Source organism: Flavobacterium sp. UMI-01 (assembly GCF_019656315.1).
In the GTDB taxonomy this organism is placed as follows: Bacteria; Bacteroidota; Bacteroidia; order Flavobacteriales; family Flavobacteriaceae; genus Flavobacterium.
Genome location: NZ_BPLU01000067.1, coordinates 48,850 through 67,862, shown reverse-complemented (window position 1 = coordinate 67,862; position 19,013 = coordinate 48,850). Strand labels below are relative to the sequence as shown.

23 protein-coding genes and 1 pseudogene are annotated in these 19,013 nt (G+C 35.6%); 20 read left to right on the top strand and 4 right to left on the bottom strand.

What is annotated here, in order from left to right:
• Positions 1-56 precede the first annotated feature (56 nt).
• On the top strand, positions 57-1,079 hold the full coding sequence (gene fbp / locus K5R64_RS14260) for a class 1 fructose-bisphosphatase (RefSeq protein WP_220764377.1): 1,023 nt from the start codon (positions 57-59) through the stop codon (positions 1,077-1,079).
• Between the two features lie 131 nt (positions 1,080-1,210).
• On the opposite strand, the gene K5R64_RS14255 is transcribed toward fbp, so the two are convergent.
• Both K5R64_RS14255 and K5R64_RS14250 read right to left on the bottom strand, forming a co-directional pair.
• Complete coding sequence (locus K5R64_RS14255) at positions 1,211-1,879, bottom strand: DUF1080 domain-containing protein (RefSeq protein WP_220764376.1); 669 nt, start codon at positions 1,877-1,879, stop codon at positions 1,211-1,213.
• 195 nt (positions 1,880-2,074) lie between these two features.
• A complete protein-coding gene (locus K5R64_RS14250; RefSeq protein WP_220764375.1) occupies positions 2,075-3,028 on the bottom strand; it encodes a T9SS C-terminal target domain-containing protein in 954 nt (317 codons plus the stop codon).
• Positions 3,029-3,232: 204 nt separating this feature from the next.
• On the opposite strand from K5R64_RS14250, the gene K5R64_RS14245 reads away from it, so the two are divergent.
• From K5R64_RS14245 to ftsY, 10 genes are all read left to right on the top strand, one after another.
• The gene (locus tag K5R64_RS14245; RefSeq protein WP_220764374.1) at positions 3,233-4,402 is read left to right on the top strand and encodes a glycosyltransferase family 2 protein; all 1,170 of its coding nucleotides are present in this window, start codon (positions 3,233-3,235) and stop codon (positions 4,400-4,402) included.
• Positions 4,403-4,625: 223 nt separating this feature from the next.
• Positions 4,626-5,924 carry a dihydrolipoamide acetyltransferase family protein gene (locus K5R64_RS14240; RefSeq protein ID WP_220764373.1) on the top strand — a complete coding sequence of 433 codons (1,299 nt, stop codon included), beginning with the start codon at positions 4,626-4,628 and terminating at the stop codon, positions 5,922-5,924.
• 396 nt (positions 5,925-6,320) lie between these two features.
• Positions 6,321-7,091: a 3'-5' exonuclease gene (locus K5R64_RS14235; protein WP_220764372.1), complete on the top strand. Its 771-nt coding sequence runs from the start codon at positions 6,321-6,323 to the stop codon at positions 7,089-7,091.
• A gap of 104 nt (positions 7,092-7,195) precedes the next feature.
• Positions 7,196-7,807, top strand: a complete 612-nt coding sequence (locus K5R64_RS14230) for a fumarylacetoacetate hydrolase family protein (RefSeq protein ID WP_220764371.1) — start codon at positions 7,196-7,198, stop codon at positions 7,805-7,807.
• Positions 7,807-8,157 carry an Hpt domain-containing protein gene (locus tag K5R64_RS14225; RefSeq protein ID WP_220764370.1) on the top strand — a complete coding sequence of 117 codons (351 nt, stop codon included), beginning with the start codon at positions 7,807-7,809 and terminating at the stop codon, positions 8,155-8,157. The genes K5R64_RS14230 and K5R64_RS14225 overlap by 1 nt, the downstream gene beginning before the upstream one ends.
• A 91-nt stretch (positions 8,158-8,248) precedes the next feature.
• Positions 8,249-9,502 (top strand): CinA family nicotinamide mononucleotide deamidase-related protein, encoded by a 1,254-nt coding sequence (locus K5R64_RS14220; RefSeq protein WP_220764368.1) that lies wholly within the window; start codon positions 8,249-8,251, stop codon positions 9,500-9,502.
• A 72-nt stretch (positions 9,503-9,574) separates the two neighbouring features.
• Complete coding sequence (gene rpmB, locus K5R64_RS14215; RefSeq protein ID WP_220764366.1) at positions 9,575-9,811, top strand: 50S ribosomal protein L28; 237 nt, start codon at positions 9,575-9,577, stop codon at positions 9,809-9,811.
• A gap of 31 nt (positions 9,812-9,842) precedes the next feature.
• Positions 9,843-10,025 (top strand): 50S ribosomal protein L33, encoded by a 183-nt coding sequence (rpmG, locus tag K5R64_RS14210; RefSeq protein ID WP_007805817.1) that lies wholly within the window; start codon positions 9,843-9,845, stop codon positions 10,023-10,025.
• Between the two features lie 42 nt (positions 10,026-10,067).
• Complete coding sequence (locus K5R64_RS14205; protein WP_220764364.1) at positions 10,068-10,220, top strand: DUF4295 domain-containing protein; 153 nt, start codon at positions 10,068-10,070, stop codon at positions 10,218-10,220.
• A 99-nt stretch (positions 10,221-10,319) separates the two neighbouring features.
• Entirely contained in the window at positions 10,320-11,300 is a 981-nt protein-coding gene (ftsY, locus tag K5R64_RS14200) for a signal recognition particle-docking protein FtsY (RefSeq protein ID WP_220764362.1), read from the top strand.
• A 523-nt stretch (positions 11,301-11,823) separates the two neighbouring features.
• Here ftsY and K5R64_RS14195 read toward each other — a convergent pair.
• Positions 11,824-12,264, bottom strand: a complete 441-nt coding sequence (locus K5R64_RS14195; protein WP_220764360.1) for a hypothetical protein — start codon at positions 12,262-12,264, stop codon at positions 11,824-11,826.
• A gap of 592 nt (positions 12,265-12,856) precedes the next feature.
• Positions 12,857-13,573 carry a S24 family peptidase gene (locus K5R64_RS14190; RefSeq protein ID WP_220764359.1) on the bottom strand — a complete coding sequence of 239 codons (717 nt, stop codon included), beginning with the start codon at positions 13,571-13,573 and terminating at the stop codon, positions 12,857-12,859.
• A gap of 92 nt (positions 13,574-13,665) precedes the next feature.
• On the opposite strand from K5R64_RS14190, the gene K5R64_RS14185 reads away from it, so the two are divergent.
• From K5R64_RS14185 to K5R64_RS14145, 9 genes and pseudogenes are all read left to right on the top strand, one after another.
• Positions 13,666-13,896, top strand: coding sequence for a hypothetical protein (locus K5R64_RS14185; RefSeq protein ID WP_220764358.1), 231 nt, complete (start codon positions 13,666-13,668; stop codon positions 13,894-13,896).
• A 2-nt stretch (positions 13,897-13,898) separates the two neighbouring features.
• Positions 13,899-15,941 (top strand): hypothetical protein, encoded by a 2,043-nt coding sequence (locus tag K5R64_RS14180; protein ID WP_220764357.1) that lies wholly within the window; start codon positions 13,899-13,901, stop codon positions 15,939-15,941.
• Between the two features lie 10 nt (positions 15,942-15,951).
• Entirely contained in the window at positions 15,952-16,830 is an 879-nt protein-coding gene (locus K5R64_RS14175) for an ATP-binding protein (protein WP_220764356.1), read from the top strand.
• Between the two features lies 1 nt (position 16,831).
• Positions 16,832-17,467, top strand: coding sequence for a hypothetical protein (locus K5R64_RS14170; protein ID WP_220764355.1), 636 nt, complete (start codon positions 16,832-16,834; stop codon positions 17,465-17,467).
• Positions 17,464-17,865, top strand: coding sequence for a hypothetical protein (locus K5R64_RS14165; protein WP_220764354.1), 402 nt, complete (start codon positions 17,464-17,466; stop codon positions 17,863-17,865). Before K5R64_RS14170 ends, K5R64_RS14165 begins: the two co-directional genes overlap by 4 nt.
• 3 nt (positions 17,866-17,868) lie before the next feature.
• Complete coding sequence (locus K5R64_RS14160) at positions 17,869-18,009, top strand: hypothetical protein (RefSeq protein ID WP_220762854.1); 141 nt, start codon at positions 17,869-17,871, stop codon at positions 18,007-18,009.
• Positions 18,002-18,301 (top strand): hypothetical protein, encoded by a 300-nt coding sequence (locus K5R64_RS14155; RefSeq protein ID WP_220764353.1) that lies wholly within the window; start codon positions 18,002-18,004, stop codon positions 18,299-18,301. The genes K5R64_RS14160 and K5R64_RS14155 overlap by 8 nt, the downstream gene beginning before the upstream one ends.
• 11 nt (positions 18,302-18,312) lie before the next feature.
• The gene (locus K5R64_RS14150) at positions 18,313-18,555 is read left to right on the top strand and encodes a hypothetical protein (RefSeq protein ID WP_220764350.1); all 243 of its coding nucleotides are present in this window, start codon (positions 18,313-18,315) and stop codon (positions 18,553-18,555) included.
• A gap of 2 nt (positions 18,556-18,557) precedes the next feature.
• A pseudogene (locus tag K5R64_RS14145) lies at positions 18,558-19,013 on the top strand (hypothetical protein); the annotation flags it as partial.

Here is a 19,013-nt window from a genome sequence, read left to right as displayed (position 1 = left end):
AATTTATTATTAGCCTAAGAAAAGACAAGCTTATTTTAATTTAAATCAAACTAGATATGGAAGCACAAAAGAAAACATTAGGTGAATTTATAATTGAAAATCAATATGAATTTAAAAATTCCTCAGGAGAGTTATCCCGTATATTTAATTCTATGAAATTAGCCGCTAAAGTAGTGAGTTATAAAGTCAAAAAAGCGGGTTTAATTGATATCATTGGAGGAGTAGGTGATAAAAATATTCAGGGAGAAGACCAGCAAAAACTAGATGTTTATGCCAATGAAGTATTTATTGAAACTTTAATTAATAGAGAAATTGTCTGCGGAATTGTCTCGGAAGAAAATGATGACTTTATCACGGTACAAGGAAATGATAAGGCCAATAATAATAAATATGTCCTTTTGATGGATCCATTGGATGGTTCTTCAAATATTGATGTGAATGTATCAGTAGGGACTATATTTTCAGTCTATGCAAGAATATCTAAAAGAGGTACCCCCGTTACCTTAGAAGACTTTCTACAACCAGGTACGAGACAAGTTGCTGCGGGATATATCATCTATGGGACATCTACAATGCTTGTATATACAACAGGTCATGGGGTAAATGGCTTTACATTAAATCCAGCCATTGGGACATTCTATTTGTCTCACCCCAAAATTAAATTTCCTGTAGATGGGTCTATATATTCTGTAAACGAAGGAAATTATGTTCATTTTTCACAAGGAGTTAAGAATTATATTAAATACTGTCAAATGCAAGAAGGGAATCGTCCCTATACCTCAAGATATATAGGTAGTTTAGTTTCAGATATCCATAGAAACATGCTCAAAGGAGGCGTTTATCTATATCCCACCAGTACAAAAACCACCAACGGAAAATTAAGACTTTTGTACGAATGCAATCCCATGGCGTTTATAATAGAGCAGGCTGGAGGCAAAGCCTCTAATGGACATTCCAGAATACTTGAAATTAAACCTACGAGTTTACACGAACGAGTACCTTTTTATGCAGGAAGTGTTAATATGGTTGAAAAAGTTGAAGAATTTATCGCTATGGCAAATAAGGAAACAATGTGTTGATTCAATCCTTTGTTAGGGTTAAGTTGTTTGAGGTGAAATAAAGGCATAAAAAAAGGGCAGTGTAAATCTGCTCTTTTTTTATGCCTTTTTTTGGTTGTAAATGAGTTAAAAGAGGATTCAACTTTAGTTTGTTACAATACCTTAACATCCACTTTCCTAAAATCAATAGGATAACCTTCGTATTGTAGTAAAACACGTCCTTCGGGTAAAGTAGTTTGATTTCCTTTGTTGACTAGTTTTCCATTTAGTTTTTGGATTACTTTTCCGTTTTTGCATTTGATGACAATCGTGTTCCATTCGCCAATTGGTTTTTCGGCATCAGCAAAACGTTGTGAAACGACACTTTTTCCGGGGGCTACTAATTTTCTTTTTACTGTAATTGGTGTATTGTCAAGAAGTACAAAATCACCTGTACTGCCTTCTTTAATTTGGAACTGAATCCCTTTGGGCCACAAAACATCAGGAGTATTACTTGGAACTAAGTACATCACACCACTGTTTTTGTTGTTTCCTTTTCGAACAAAAGATTCGTCCGTATTCCATTTGTATTCTACGGTTAAAATAAAATTGTGAAATGATTTTTCGCTCATCAAATAGCCCGCTTTTTTACCGTAAAGGCGTATTTGGTTGTTCTGTACTGTAAAGAGAGCAGCAGCATTTTCTTGTTTTCCTGTTTCGGGACTAAAGGCATACCAACCCTCTAAGTCATTTTGATTGAAAAGTGAGATGCATTTTTGTGCATTTGACTGTATAGCAAATAAGAATGTTATGAAAATGAAATAAGTATGAAGTGTTCTCATGAAAAGTAATTTTTTAGGAGCGCAAAGTAACGGTACAATTTACAAATAGCTGTCCTGTATAGTACTGATTTTTTAGATTAAGTTTGAAAAATTATTACAGAAAGTGACGCAGAAACACCTAGATTAATTAAGTTTTTTTGCCACAGATTTCAAGGATTAATGAGATTCATCTGTGCTAATTTGTCCAATCTGTGTTTAGTTTTTCAAATAAGAACTCAAATCAATCTGATGGAGCTTTTGTGGGACGTTGAATAATGGTTTTCGAACCGCTTTTTCGTTGGTAATATAAAAATGCAAACCGTCGCTTGTTGTAATTCCTTCCACTTGATGAAAAGGGAGTTTGAGTTTGATTTTGCGTTTGTTGCCCGAGAAAAAATGATTTCCTTCAAAATCATCAAGTAGATAAATAAAGGGTTTGAGGTGTTTTTTGTAACCTGTAAGAGCAATTAATTTTTTATCTTCTATATAAGTGGCACCTGTAATCAATCCTTTAACTTTATAGGTTTCTTTTTCTTTGGCAATAAAAGTACCGGGTGTTTTAGGCAGTGAATAGACTGTTGTTTTATTGTCTTTGAAATGTTTGGTGAAAAGAAAAATACTGTCTTGAGAGACGATAAAAGCTTCGCAATCAAAGTTGGTTTTATTTGGTTTTTGAATGCTAAAGTCGGTTTGATTGGCATACGAAAAAGCGATGGTGTCTATAATTGGTTTTGCGGAGTATAGTTCACTTTTGCGTAAGCGTAAAATGCTTAAATCTTTTCGGTTGCCTTGGAAGTTATTGCCCAAATCACCAAGGTAAATAAAACTACTGTCTTGTGAAATTTCCTCCCATTCTTTGTTTTTTAAACCGCTAATATTAATTTTTTTCTTGATAACGCCATTAAAATCCATGCCGTAGAGTGTCGCATCCGTGTCATCATTAGCCGTCCATAAAAGTCCGCCGTAATGAATCAGACTCGAAGTTTCGACAATAGAATCGCTGAGCTTGACAGAGAAAAGGGGTTTAATTTTGACTCTTTTGTAACAACAACTACCGTCGTTTAAGGTCGCTTTTGGAGTATAGTTTTTAGCCAAAGGGTCGGTACAACCTGAAATTTGGCTGTAAGAATGCGTGAAGATAAGTAGAAAAAGGATAAAAAAGGGGTTCATTTTTTTTGTCGATTTAATCACAAAGCTGATTTATTTAGCCACGAATTCACGAATTAAAGTTTTGAAATTTTGGTAGAAAGTCACCATTTATAGAATATTAAATTTAAAATTCGTGAATTCGTGGCTTCTATAAACTATATTCTTGTTATGTAAAAGTAATTCAATATAATTTTCAAAAGCAATTTATCTCTCTATATTTGTGACATGCAACTATCGGTAATCATCCTTAATTATAACGTTCGGTATTTTTTAGAGCTTTGCGTTTCTAGCGTTCAAGCCGCTTTAAATGGTATTGATGCGGAGATAATTGTCGTTGATAATAATTCAACCGATGATAGTTGTATAATGATGAAAGCACAGTTTTCAAACGTGAATCTCATCGAAAACAAAGAGAATTCGGGTTTTCCCAAAGGCAATAACATTGGCGTAGCCCAAGCCAAAGGGAAATACATTTGCATCCTCAATCCTGATACAGTTGTGGCCGAGGATACTTTTGTCAACGTATTGGCTTTCGCCGAAAGGCAGAAAAATCTAGGCATTGTAGGAGTAAAACTTATTGATGGAGCTGGGAATTTTTTACCCGAAAGTAAGAGGGGTATTCCAACCCCTTGGGTAGCTTTTACGAAAATCACTGCCTTGTATAAACTGTTTCCACAAACAGTTTGGTTTGATAGTTATTACGCAGGGCATTTGGAGGAGAATCAAACCGGGAAAGTCGAAATCCTGGTTGGCGCTTTTATGGTGATGGAACGTCAATTGTATTTAGATGTTGGCGGATTTGATGAAGATTGCTTTATGTATTCGGATGATATTGATTTGTCGTATAGGGTCTTACAAAGAGGCAAAACCAATTATTATTTTCATGAAACGACCGTGATTCACTATAAAGGCGAGAGCACGATTAAGGACGGAACCTATATGAAACGTTTTCAAGAGGCGATGAATTTCTTTTATAGGAAGCATTTTAAAGTATCCGTTTTGTTTTCGATTTTTATGAAAATGGGGATTGTCTTTTTTTCATTGGTGAAAATGTTCCAAGGAAAAAGACTGATTCAAAAAGAGAAAGAACACTTTGTGTTGTATTCTAAAAACAAGTCTTTGGTTCAAAAAATTGAAACTGCATTGCGAAAAAAAGTAGTTTTTCACGATTTGAATACGGAGAAAATGGTGTTTTCTTCATTAACTACTGAATCTCCTGTAGAAATTTTATTAGACGCCAATTCAATTCTGTTTAAAGACAGCATTGCTTTTATGGAACGCATAAAGAATAAGCGGTTTACATTTAAAATTCTATCAAAAAATAATGGTTTTTTAATTGGTAGCGATACTTCAAACGAAAGAGGGACTATTATTGAAATTTCATACACGAATTAACAGGAAAACGAGGCGCTATAAATTCCTCGAATCTGCCTAAGGCAGTGAGAAATTAGTGTAATTAATTTTTTTTATTCGCTTTAGATCTGTTATGATTCGTGAAATTCGTGTGAAACTTTTAATGCGTTTATCTTGATAAAAAACAATTAATGAAACTTATGTTTTAAAAATTCACTAATTTCGCAAACAGAAAATAAAGACACCTTTTTTAGGTTAATACTATATGGCAAGATTTGAATTAAAACTTCCTCGAATGGGAGAAAGCGTCGCAGAAGCAACTATTACAAACTGGTTGAAATCCGTTGGTGATACCATCGAAGCTGATGAAGCTGTAATTGAAGTCGCTACAGATAAAGTGGATAGTGAAGTGCCAAGTGAAGTTTCTGGGGTATTAGTAGAACAACTTTTTGCAAAAGATGATTTGGTTCAAGTAGGACAAACTATTGCTATTATTGAAACCAATGATATTGAAGAAACTAAAGATAAAGAATCGGCTAACGTTGCTCCCGAAATTATAGAACAAGTCGCTAAAGCGGTAGAGGTTGCCAAAGATATGGTGACTGCTCCAGTTGATTTTTCGAGTTCAGAAAAATTTTATTCTCCATTAGTTAAAAATATAGCCAATACCGAAGGAGTTTCAGTAGAAGAGCTCGATAAGATAAAAGGAACGGGTAAGGATAATCGTGTTACCAAAGACGATATTTTGGCTTATGTTGAGAACAGAAAAACCAATAAAAACAATAATGCCGAGTCGTTAAGTCCTGTAACTTCTACGAAGACAACCCCAGTAGCAACTCCAGTTTCTGTAAATGGTGGAGACGAAATTGTAGAAATGGATCGTATGCGCAAATTAATTGCGGGTTATATGGTGAATTCGATTCAAACATCGGTGCATGTACAGTCGTTTATTGAAGTCGATGTGACAAATATTGTAAAATGGCGTGATAAGCATAAGACTGAATTTGAAAAACGAGAAGGAGAGAAGTTGACTTTTACTCCCATTTTTATGGAGGCTGTAGCCAAAGCGTTGAAAGATTATCCTGAGATGAATGTATCAGTTGATGGAGATTATATCATCAAAAAGAAAAATATTAATTTAGGTATGGCGGCTGCATTGCCTAACGGAAATTTAATTGTGCCAGTTATTAAGAATGCGGACCAATTGAACTTAGTAGGAATGGCCAAAGCAGTAAACGATTTGGGAAGCCGTGCCAAACAAGGTAAACTTAAACCAGATGATACGCAAGGCGGTACTTATACTGTTACTAATGTAGGTTCGTTTGGAAGTGTTTTCGGTACGCCCATTATCAACCAGCCTGAAGTAGGAATCTTGGCTCTTGGAGCCATCCGTAAAGTGCCAGCGGTTATTGAAACACCCGAAGGTGATTTTATTGGTATTCGCCAAAAAATGTTCTTAACGCATAGCTATGACCACCGAGTAATTGATGGAGCTCTTGGTGGCATGTTTGTAAAACGAGTAGCGGAATATTTAGAATCTTTTGATGTGAATCGTGATTTTTAATAAAGAGAATATAGAAAATAGTAAGCCCCGATAAATTCACTTTTATTGGGGTTATTTTTTTAGATTAACTATTAATTGCACACCCGAGCGATAGGGAACGGGTAAAGTAAATTAGCACAAATTTCTTTAATTTGTATTTTTCAATTACATTAATCAATACAACCTTAGATAGTATGGGTAACGTTAAACATTTTATGCTAAAAAAAAGATGTCATAGAATAAAATTAAATAATTTTCATTTTTATGAATTTGTGAAATAATGAAGGCTGTAAAATTGGTACTAATTAGTGTACTTTGTGGTGAGAAAAAAGATTTCTAACAAAACCAAAATAGTTTCTTTTTTCGAATAAAAACCGTCTTAAAAAATTATATTTGTACTTCTTTCAAAAAAATAAAATGGAATTAAAACTCAATAAACCAATTTGCTTTTTCGACCTCGAAACTACAGGGATTGACATAGGAAAAGATAGAATTGTTGAAATAGCAATTTTTAAAGTATATCCTAATGGAAATAAAGAAAGTAAAACATGGTTGGTAAACCCCATGATTCCTATTCCGCCTCAAACAACAGCAGTACACGGGATTACCGATGAAAAAGTTGCTAATGAACCTACTTTTAAAGAATTGGCTCCACAAATTTATAATATGATTAAAGATAGTGATTTGGGAGGGTTCAACTCAGATCGTTTCGATATTCCTCTTTTGGCGGAAGAACTACTAAGAGCAGGGGTCGATTTTGATATGAAAAACAGAGTCTCGGTCGATGTTCAGACCATTTTTCATAAAAAAGAAGAGCGAACATTAAGTGCTGCCTATAAATTTTATTGTGACCGAAATTTAGAAAATGCCCATTCAGCAGAAGTGGATACCATGGCGACTTACGAAATTTTGAAGGCGCAATTAGATCGGTATGAAGATTTAGAAAATGATATCAAATCCTTGTCTGAATTTTCAACTCGTAAAAAAGTAGCTGATTTTGCTGGGATGATCGCTTTTGACAAAGATGGTGAAGAAATTTTTACTTTTGGAAAACACAAAGGCAAAAAAGTAGAAGCGGTTTTAGAAGCTGAACCAGGTTATTTTAGTTGGATCCAAAATGCCGATTTCCCTTTATATACTAAAAAGGTGTTGACAGCGATTAAATTAAGGAAGTTAAATACGAAATAAGTATTCAGTGTACAGGTTTTTAGTATTCAGTTTTTTACATCTCGACAAACTGATTACTAATTATAAACTGACCACTAAATAACTGATCATTGACCACTAAAAATATGAAGATAATCTGTATTGGTCGTAATTACGCCAAACATATTGAAGAGTTAAAAAATGAACGACCCGATGCTCCAGTAATTTTTTTAAAGCCTGATTCAGCAGTATTGTTAAAACAACATCCGTTTGTAATTCCAGAGTTTTCGGAAGAGATTCATCATGAAGTAGAGCTGATTGTAAAGATTAATAAGGTAGGGAAGTATATTGATGCTAAGTTTGCTCATAAATATTATGACGAAATTAGTGTAGGAATTGATTTTACTGCTCGAGATTTACAAGCAAAGCTAAAAGAGAAAGGATTGCCGTGGGAAATTGCTAAAGGATTTGATGGGTCAGCGGTGATTGGAGAATTTTTAAATAAAAATCAGTTTAGTTCATTAGAAAATCTTACATTTGAATTAACCAATAATCAAAATACGGTTCAAAAAGGAAATACTTCGGCCATGTTGTGGAAAATTGATGAAATCATTTCGTATGTTTCACAGTTTTTTACATTAAAAATTGGAGATATTATTTTTACAGGAACTCCCGAAGGAGTCGCTGTAGTGCAACCGGATGATGTTTTAGAGGGATTTTTAGAAGGACAAAAACTATTTAGAATACAAGTAAAATAATGGCATTACATTACAACCTTTCCAAAGTGTACGAGCTTTCAGATAATGATCAAGATTTTGTTAATGAAGTTTTGACTTTGTTTGTGACGGAAGTTCCTGAAGATTTAATTCAAATCAAAGAAGGAATAAAAAAGAAAGATCACAAACATGCGTATGCGTATGCACACAAAATCAAACCCACCTTAGATTTACTAGGATTAAGCGTTGCTTTTGAAGAAATTCTGCAAATTGAAGCTTGGACCAAAACCGAAGGAAAGAAAAAAGATATTATTGATACTTTCAAAAGTGTGAAAAAGCAAATTGAAGATGCTATCAAGGAAATCAATAAAGATTTTGATTTGCCTAGCTAAATTTTATTGGTGTAAAAAAACTTTGAAATTCAACATTTGGCATCTGTCTAAGTGTTGAATTTTTTTCTATAAAATAGTTCAAATAATAAACATGAAAGCAAGTATTGTTACGATAGGGGACGAAATTCTAATTGGTCAAATTGTAGATACCAATTCGGCTTTTATTTCTAAATCATTAGATAAAATAGGCATCGAGACCTTCGAGATGATTTCGATAAGTGATGACAAACAGCACATTTTGGATACTTTTCAAAAACTACAAAATAAAGTAGATTTGGTGGTGATTACTGGAGGATTAGGGCCTACAAAAGACGATGTGACCAAAAAAACATTTTGTGATTATTTTGAAGATGAATTGGTAGTCAATAATCAGGTTTTGGCGCATGTAACGGAACTTATCGAAGGATTTTATAAAAGGATTATTACTCAAATTAACAAAGATCAAGCCCTAGTGCCTTCACGTTGTACGGTACTTCACAATGAAGTGGGTACAGCTCCAGGCATGTGGATGCAAAAAGAACAAACCGTGTTTGTATCGCTACCGGGAGTGCCTTATGAAATGAAGTATTTGATAGAAAACCAACTCGTTCCTAAGTTGGTAAAAGAATATGAGCGTCCTTATATTTTACATAAAACCATAATGACCTATGGTCAAGGCGAAAGTATGGTTGCAGAACGTATTGAAAGATGGGAGAATGATTTGCCTAGTTTTATCAAGCTAGCTTATTTACCAAGCCCAGGAAGGGTTCGTTTGCGATTAACTGCTAGAGGGAATGATAAGGGAAAATTAGAAAATGAAATTGCAAACCAAATTGTGTTGTTGAGAGCTATTATAGATGATATTATAGTAGGTTTGGAAGAAGATGAAACCTTTGAAGTCTTGGTTGGGAATTTGCTAAAACAACAAAATGCAACCCTTGCCACAGCCGAAAGCTGTACAGGTGGTGCGATTGCCTCGTTGTTAACAAGGGTTCCTGGAGCTTCTGGCTTTTTAAAGGGCAGTGTGGTTTCTTATGCTGTTGAAACTAAAATAGAAATTCTGTCTGTGGAGCGCGATTTGATAGTACAACATTCCGTTGTGAGTGCCGAAGTGGCTAGAGCTATGGCATTGGGTGTGAAAACGTTGATGAAAACAGAGTATGCAATTGCAACAACTGGAAATGCAGGGCCAACAAAAGAAGAAGGAGATGCAGCTTTAGGAACCGTTTTTATTGCTTTGGCTACCCCAGAGGGGGTGGTGGTAGAGGAGTTTAATTTTGGGCAACCTCGTGAAAAAGTGATAGATAGAGCAGTCTATAAAAGTTTGGAAATGTTACAAAAAGAAATTGTAAAATTTGTGAAGTAAAATTTTGTTTAGTACGTTTATTTTTCTTTTCTTTGCACCCTGATTTTGAATAACGATTAAAAGATATATATAATGTCAAGAGTTTGTGACCTTACAGGTAAAAGAGCGATGGTAGGAAATAACGTTTCTCACGCTATGAATAAAACTAAGAGAAAATTTTCTGTAAACTTAGTTAAGAAGCGTTTTTATCTTCCAGAGGAAGATAGATGGATTACTCTTAGAGTAGCAGCATCTACGATAAAAACAATTAACAAAAATGGAATTGCTGCTGTTTTGAAAAAAGCACAAGCAAATGGATTTATTAAATAATCTTTTTCCAATTATTTAAATATAAAGCAAGATGGCAAAGAAAGGTAATAGAATTCAAGTGATTTTAGAGTGTACTGAGCACAAAACTACAGGTGTTGCAGGAACTTCAAGATATATAACAACTAAGAACAAAAAAAATACTCCAGATAGATTAGAGATTAAAAAATTTAATCCAATCTTGAAAAGAGTTACTGTTCATAAAGAAATTAAATAATTAGAAATTTTTATTTTAAAAAATTTCAAAAAATAATCAGACATGGCAAAGAAAACAGTAGCATCGTTACAAACATCTTCTAAGAGATTATCAAAAGCCATCAAAATGGTAAAATCTCCAAAAACGGGTGCATATACATTCGTAGAAACTATCTTAGCTCCAGAAGCTGTTGATGAGTTCTTGAAAAAGAAGTAATTAAAAGACATTATATAAAAAAGCTACTTTCAATCGGAAGTAGCTTTTTTATTTTTATCTTTAACCGATTATACATACGAATTTATTACAATTCCTACTATGAGTTTTTTTAAAAGAATATTTTCATCTGACAAAAAAGACCAAAGTCTAACCGAACAAGAAAAACAGGTTTTAGACAAAGGGTTAGAAAAAACAAAAACTTCTTTTTTTACAAAATTGACCAAAGCCATTGCGGGTAAGGCAAAGGTGGATGATGATGTATTGGATAATTTAGAAGAAATCTTAGTTTCTTCGGATGTAGGGGTAAATACTACGTTAAAAATTATCACTCGCATTGAAAAACGAGTGGCAGAAGATAAATACTTAGGAACCGAAGAATTGAATCGCATTCTTCAGGAAGAAATCGCAGGGCTTTTATCTGAAACTAATTCTGGTGAAGCCAAAGATTTTGAAATTGCTGTTCAAACCAAACCGTATGTCATAATGGTGGTAGGAGTCAATGGAGTGGGAAAAACAACCACCATTGGTAAACTAGCCTATCAATTCAAAAAAGCAGGACATAATGTTGTTCTAGGGGCTGCCGATACTTTTAGAGCTGCCGCTATTGACCAATTACAAATTTGGGCCGATAGAGTAGGTGTGCCAATTGTACGCCAAGAGATGGGAAGTGACCCTGCCTCAGTCGCTTTTGATACGTTGCAATCTGCCGTTGCTCAAAACGCCGATGTGGTGATTATTGATACCGCAGGTCGTTTGCACAACAAGGTCAACTTAATGAACGAATTGTCTAAAGTAAAACGTGTCATGCAGAAAGTCGTAGGCGATGCACCTCATGATGTGTTATTAGTTTTGGATGGTTCGACTGGGCAAAATGCTTTTGAACAAGCCAAGCAGTTTACCGCTGCAACTGAGGTGACTTCTCTTGCTGTGACTAAACTTGATGGAACTGCCAAAGGGGGTGTCGTAATTGGTATCTCAGACCAATTTCAGATTCCTGTAAAATACATTGGGGTTGGCGAAGGAATTGAAGATTTACAAGTTTTTAATAAATACGAATTCGTAGATAGTTTCTTTAAATAAACAACAATGAATTTTTATCATAAATTAACACCTCTCAACCTGTATCTTTTAAGTGTTTTGTGTTTTGTGGCCGCGAACCTTATTCGCAACAACAGCATTATAGGGTATTATGTGTTTTTAGTCTTTGGTGTAATCTGTTTTATTTTAGGCTTGACTAAGCGTATCCAAAGCAAATAAATTATTTTTTTAGGAGCTGAACCTTTCTTGTTTTAAGAACGATTCCTCCTGCTGTCCGTTATAAACACAGTTCACTGAACTCCTATGTAAATAAAATATAGTGAAGTAATCTTGTGGTGGCTTATCCCGAAGCTTCGGGACCAGCCACCACAAGGATTTCCACTTCCATCAGGGCTACAAATCACAATTCATTTTCATAATGACGCTATATAAGAAGTGTAATGAATTATCCCTAAGTGGTCAATTTTTATGAATTCGTCTACTAAGAAATAAATCTCAAAAAAAATACAGTGTAAAGTCTAATGACCTCACACTGCATTTGAATTAGTATATTTTCACGAAGTTATTATTGTTTTTTCCTTTTAAAAATGATTCGGGTGATGTAGATTCCTTGTCCGTCATTGGTACCAGCATCACTTTCTACGCCACTTACTACTTGCATAAATTCCCAACCTTCCGTAGCCAAAGTGTTTATTTTTGAGCTGATAAGGGCGTCATTTGCAGCAATATTTTCAAATCGAATACCGCCAAGATTGTAAAAATTTAAAAGTTTAGTTTCTTCAAAGTTTTCGACTCTAATATCTGAACGATCACTTTTGTTGCGCCCTTCATTATGTCCTGAGGTGAAATCTTTAAAATTTCGTTTGTCTTGAACATCAATCATTCTAGAACGTCCCAAGCCGCTAGGTACAATCGATTCAACGCAAGTAACTAGTTTGTACTCATATTCTTGTGCGGAAAGTAAGAAAGAGTGGAAAGCGAAAGCAAGTAAGATAAATTTTTTCATAGTTATTATTTTTTATGTGGAATAAAAATAAAAAATAATAATATATAGGCCGTTAAACAATATTTCTAAGTATATTAAATATAAAAAAGGTCGAAAAGTCCAAAAAAATCAATACTTCACGTAAAAAATGGTCGAAAACTCAAAAAAAACAAAACTTCTATTTTTTGTATGTTTACCACCATTTAGCTACTACCGATTAAGGTTACTTCTACCGCTTTAAATCAATTGGTATAACTAAGAGGTGCAAATATACCTAAAACCTCTATTTAATTGACGTTTAAAGCTTATTTAAAGCCAAATTAAAGCCTCATATATGAGGCTTTTTTTATTGCGGATACTCTATTAAAATAAAATAGAGAAATTTTGAATTTATGGTTAGGATGGACAGTTGCGTGGACATTTGCATGGACAAAGTTTATAAAATATAAACTTGTTTATGTTAGTGAAATTATGATAAAACGTTGCTTTTTGTGTAAAAATAAAAAACTCAAAGCACTTAATAGCAAAATAAAAACAACAAAATACATGTAAATATTATTGATTATCAATAAATTACATGTTAAACACCGATAAAGGATTGAAAAAAAAACTACTATTCGAGTCTTATTACTCCTGTCACTATCGCTATTGAGCGTATTTTAGACCTGTGAAGCTCGAAAGGTTCGTAGCTTTTATTATCGCTAACAATTGTTACAAACTCTTCATTGTCCGACTTACATACACGTTTAATTAAAACGCCCTGCTCAGTATCCAAGACATAAACTTTATTCCATTGAAAAAATGTATCAATAGCTAAATGCTTGCACGCCACAATATCCCCGCTATTGTATTTTGGGTACATTGAGCTACCTCTAACGCTTATTAAATAATCAGACCCTTTAAAAGTGGGTACTATAAACCGTTGCGTTTCGTATTCCATAACTTGTACTTCTCCCGCCCCAAACCCTGCCATTGCTTCGACCGGAATGAGTGGTAAACCTTTTTCTTTAATACAATCACTATCTATATTCTCGTTTAGGGTTGTTTCGGCGCTTGATTGATCACTATTATAAACTTTTTTAGATTGGTTTGACTGATTCAGCAAGATGTCGCCGTCACCTTTTTTTATCCAAGCCTTACTTAAGCGGTCGTCTAATTTACATAAACGGTCAACAAAATCAGAGGGTAAGCCCACGTTTCCGTTCAGTACCTGCGAAAATGAGGACTTATTTGAGTAACCTAATTGCTTACCAATATCCTCCTGGTTCTTACCTACACCTAAGCCTATCAATGTTTTAATTGAAATCTTAATTCTCTGTAATTCAGTCATATAAAAAATAATTATAAAAAAGTTTATAATTCCTTATTGTTTATTCTAAACAAGTTTATATATTTGTTTCAATATTTAAAACAAGCAAAGCCATGAACAAAAGTAAGACAAAAATTTATAATTCCTACGATTCTGACATTTTAGAGGCATTGTTTCAAAAATATGGTGTTACAAAATACTATATCCGCCAATGTATATGCGGAAACAAACAGGGAGTAACTCCCGACTCTATCAAAAAGGATTACAAGATTATGCTTAAGGCTAATGAACAAGACAACGAGGGAAAAGTTCAAAGGCTTATAGACAAAACACTAGAAAAATAGTTATGCCATATCAGTATTCAAATAATGAAATTGCAGTAGAGTTCGAGGAACTTGTTCCAGTTTTCTGGAAAACCTTAAGCTCCCTGCAAAAAGAAATCCAACGGTACAAGGACAAACCCTTTGGAATAAAGCGCCTGCAAAGCGGTGGCAATGGTCGAAAGCTTCTTATCAATTTCGACACACTTAAGCCACACATTCAGGAAGCTTTGGGAGACCCTAGACGTGTTGACAACCCTTTAGAAACATTCTTTGAATTTGACGCCGACGCGGTTCGCTATTACTCAAGATTTAAAAGAGCAGGCAACAAACTGGAAGCCGACGAACAAGAGCGATACATAATTAACGCAAGTGTTATGAAAGCAGCTATAAAATTAGAGCAAGCCCGAACACAGGAGCGCATCAAATTAAAAGGCTCGCTTAGAGGAATAACCGCCACCGTGGTCAAAGACGTTGAAAATTTCAACAATACGCTAAAAATTAAGCACGAGGTAACACATAACCTTCCCGCGAGTGAAAAGCAGTTTAAAAAGCTTTTAAAGGCCTGTAAAGAAGATTTGTATTACCCGCTAATAAAAGACCCTAACGGCGGACGTGTCAACAACGCCAGAAAAGTGGACGACAAAACGGAAATGATTTTAAACGGTTTATTTAAAAATCAATTACATAAACCAACCCCGACCGAAGTAGCAAGAAATTACGACGCGTTCTTAAATGGTTATGCAGAGGTTTACAACGAAGACTCCGGAGAGCTTTACAACCCGCAGGAATTCAAAAGCCTATCAAACACGACAATTATAAGCTACATAAACAAGTGGGAAAACAAGATCGCAACGCACAAAGCAAGAAGCGGAGACCGTCAGCAGTACATGGGGAACTTTAAGCCTCATCATCAAATGGATTTACCTACACTTGCCGGTTCGATTATTTCCATTGACGACAGACAGCCGCCATTTGTTTACAATGCCAAAGGCGATAGAGTTTGGTTTTATCTCGGGGTTGATATAGCCTCTCAATGTTTTACCACATTCGTTTACGGAAAAACTAAAGAGGGAATCATCGTTGATTTTTACCGACAAATGGTTAGAAATTATACCGAATGGGGATTTTGCCTACCGTATGAGCTAGAGTGTGAAAGCTCATTAAATAGCAGCTTCAAAGAAACATTATTAAGACCAGGCGCAATGTTTCAGGAGGTAAAAATTGAGGCCAACAATGCCCGTGGAAAATACATTGAAAGAATGAACGGTAAGCTTAGATATGAAGTTGAAAAAAGCGCAGCCGGGTGGCTAGCCAGACCGACCGCAAAATCAGAAGCAAACCAATTAAACGCCACTAAAAAAGAGGTAATTCCTTTTGATATTTTGGTTAACGAAAGGCTTTTAGAACTGGAAAAATGGAACAACAGCCCACACCCCGATAACAAAGAGTTGAGCCGTTGGGATTATTTCGAACAAAACCAACATCCTAACCTTAAGCCGACCAACTGGGAAGCAATTTTACCAGTTATAGGGTACAAAACAACAACCTCATGCAATGCGGGTTATGTAAGGCTTCAAGGGCAAAAGAGAGCCATAGCCGATGAGGGAATGATTTTAACGGGCGAAGCTCTTATACAAAAAATGAGAGCCATTGAGGGCAAAGAGTTAGACGTTTATTGGCTTGACGGTAATGACGGCAGCGTGTTAAAAGCAATAGTGTATCTAAACAATAGAATGATTTGCGAAATAATGGAAATGCCACGATACAACAGGGCTACAATTGAAAGAACTGACGCGGATAACGAAGCAATAAAACTACAAGCCGCTTATGTGGCATCAGTAGACGCCTTTGAAAAACGTCAACGTAACCGAATAGAGAAAATTCAAATTATTGACAATACGCCGAAAACGGTTAACTCAAATTTCAGAATCCCAAACCTAAAACGATACGAAGCCCGTGAGGAGCCAGTAGAAGTTTTTGAAGACGAGCCTGAGGAGGATAACAATTTAAAATACCAACCCAATCAAAATGCGTCGGCAGGATGGCGCGCCAACTTTAACTATTAAAACCTAAGAAATGAATTTAACAGCAGAATTTAAAGAAAAAGTAAGACAGGCAATTATTGAAAATAGAAGCAATTACGGCGGTAATGATGTTGAATACTCAAAAAGTTTAGGCATTAATAAATCAATTTACAGCAGATTAAAAGGGGGTGAAACAGAGAAACTCTTAAGCGACACCGCTTGGATTTCCCTTGGCCGTTTATTACAAGTAAAAGTGTACGAGGATAACTGGAAAGTAGCACGCACCGCCGTTTACACCGAGATTGAAGACAACTTAAGTTTTTGCAAAGAGTTAAGCCGCTCTATGGTTCTTGTAGACGACTGCGGAATTGGTAAAACATTTTGCACGAAGCACATTATCCGTAAAATGAAAAACACCTTTTACATTGATTGTTCCCAAGCTAAATCAAAACAGCAATTCATTAAGCTACTTGCCCGCACCATTGGAATTGATAATAACGGCAAGTACAACGAAATCCTTGAGAATGTAAAATACTACATCACCACACTTGAAAAGCCTTTAATCATTTTAGACGAAGCGGGCGACTTACAGTACGACGCCTTTCTAGAACTAAAAGGAATTTGGAACGGAACGGACGGCGCTTGCGGCTGGTACATGATGGGCGCGGATGGTTTAAGAAAGAAAATAACCCGCGGATTGAGCGCCTCTAAAGTAGGATACGCCGAAATATTTAGCCGATTCTCTGACGAGTTCATCAAGCTAGTACCAAACGGAAAGGAAGACAGACAAAAATACTATTCTGACCTTATTGGTACGGTTGCAACGGCTAACGTAAACGATAAGGCGAAAATAAGACCGCTAATCAACAAATGCCTTGCCAAAGAAAGTACACTAAGATATTTAGAAACGCTTATAAAATTGGGGGCTTAATATGGCGAGAGGAATTACAGCAAAAACGCTACTTAATAAAAAGTTTAAAACATTCAAGTTTGACGGAATTTGGGCTAAGGTATTAGGTGAACAGGAACGCGGCGGGATTTGGGTAATATACGGCAACGAAAAGAACGGAAAAACCACACTAGCGCTTTTACTTTCAGAGTACCTGACCAATTTTGAAAATGTGAATTACATATCAGCTGAGGAGGGAACAGGTTTTACGTTCCAACAAAATTTATCAAGGGCGAAAATTGATTTTAAGAACACCAAAATTAAGTTTTACGATTACATAGAAATAGAAGACTTGACCAATATGCTAGACAAAAGACAATCAGCAAGGATAACGGTAATAGATAACGCCACGGCTTACGTTGACGACCTTAAAACGGCAGTATTAAGAAAGCTAAAACGCTTATACCCGGATACACTTTTCATCATAATGGCGCACATGGAAAAAAACGAGCCAACCACGGCAATGGCCAAACTGGCAAAAAAGCTGTGCAACGTTTATTTCAGGGTCGAAGGTTTAACTGCATTTGTCGGCGGCAGATGTCCAGGGGGAAGTATCACAATCAACGAGCAAACCGCAATGCTCTATCACGGAACTGAAATTAAAAACACAGCATCATGAACAACACAGCAAAACAAGAGTTATCAGTAGATTATTTAATGAAAGAATTTAGAACCTCCGACAGCCAAGAAGACTTTCTATTGGTTTTTTGGTTTCACTGGGTCGAAAGCGTTACCCTAAACGACAGAGAGTTTCAAAAAGTAAGTGCAAACTCAGCCGTCAACCATTGGTTTCTGGTTGAGCTCACAAAATTAGAAGTGGAATTCAAAACATACCTATCCACCTATCCCGATGTAAAAGGAATTTCAAAGGATTGGCTTTACATCAGATGCATCTATAAGTTAATGTCGCGATTTCCACTAGCCCTGTTGCAAAACGCTAAAAAAAGGGAGCTAAAACCCCAAAGAAATAAGGTTGCAGGAAAAAAAATCGAATTCAAAATTTTTAACCAAAACTAGCCCATGAAAAAAACCGATATCGAAGCGAGAATAACTGAACTGGAAACCGCTTTAAAAGAAACCCCAAACCACCCTAACAGGATAGAAATTGAAACGGACATTAGGAATTTACAAACCCGCTTAGAATACCAAGACTATGACTAAAGAAGCTATCGTTCAACGCTTAGAAGACCTACACAACGTCTTAGCCTATTGCTCCGATATTCAAAGCAGCGGTAAGATATACGTGTTCAAACTAGAGGAACGCATTTGCATCAATCAAGAGCGTGGGGCTTTGTTGTCTCAGATATCCCACAGCAAAGGTGAAATATTCCCCCACGAAGTGAGAACCTATACAATACCGCCCCAAATTGAGGCAAAAGTAAAATTCACGGTCGAAAAAATTCATTCCACCAACTGGGGCGGACACAATCTAAACGATTTTATAAACATTTAAAAACAATAATCATGGCAAACCAATTTTGCAAAATACTAGAGGTACAAGATCATCAGGTTTTAATAAGAATAGGAACTAATGATGATAATGAGGAAGCAATTATTTTAACTACTCAAATCGACGGCTTAGAAATGACTGCTTTCATTACTGAGTTTAAAAAAAACAAAACTACTCCTGAGGAACAGTTTTCAAAATTAGGGCAGGAATATGCCGAACATTTTTTTAAGTCAATGTATAACCTAACACAAGCATAATAATGACTACAACATCAGTAATCCCAGAAGAATTAAAAAGATTCACACCAGAGCAATTAAAAGCATTTGCAAAAGCTCAGGAAAACGAAAAAGAAGCTGACAGAACCGCTTATAAAGAGCTAGCCGAACAATCAGCCGCTAAAGCCGTTTTTAAACTCGCTATAGCCTCAGAAATGCTTTCGAATGCCAAAACCGAGGTTTTCCAATACTTTGAAAACATTCTAAAACTAAAAGCAGATTTATACGGGGTGAAAGCAAAACAGCAATCACACACCTTTAGTTTTGACGGTGGCGAAATCACAATAGGCTATCGCATCAATGACGGTTGGGACGACACCGTAAACGAAGGTATTGCAAAAGTGAACAATTTCATTAGTTCATTGGCCAAAGACGAAGCCACCGCCGCTTTAGTAAATGTGGTTTTCAACCTTTTGAAAAAAGACGCAAAAGGAAACTTG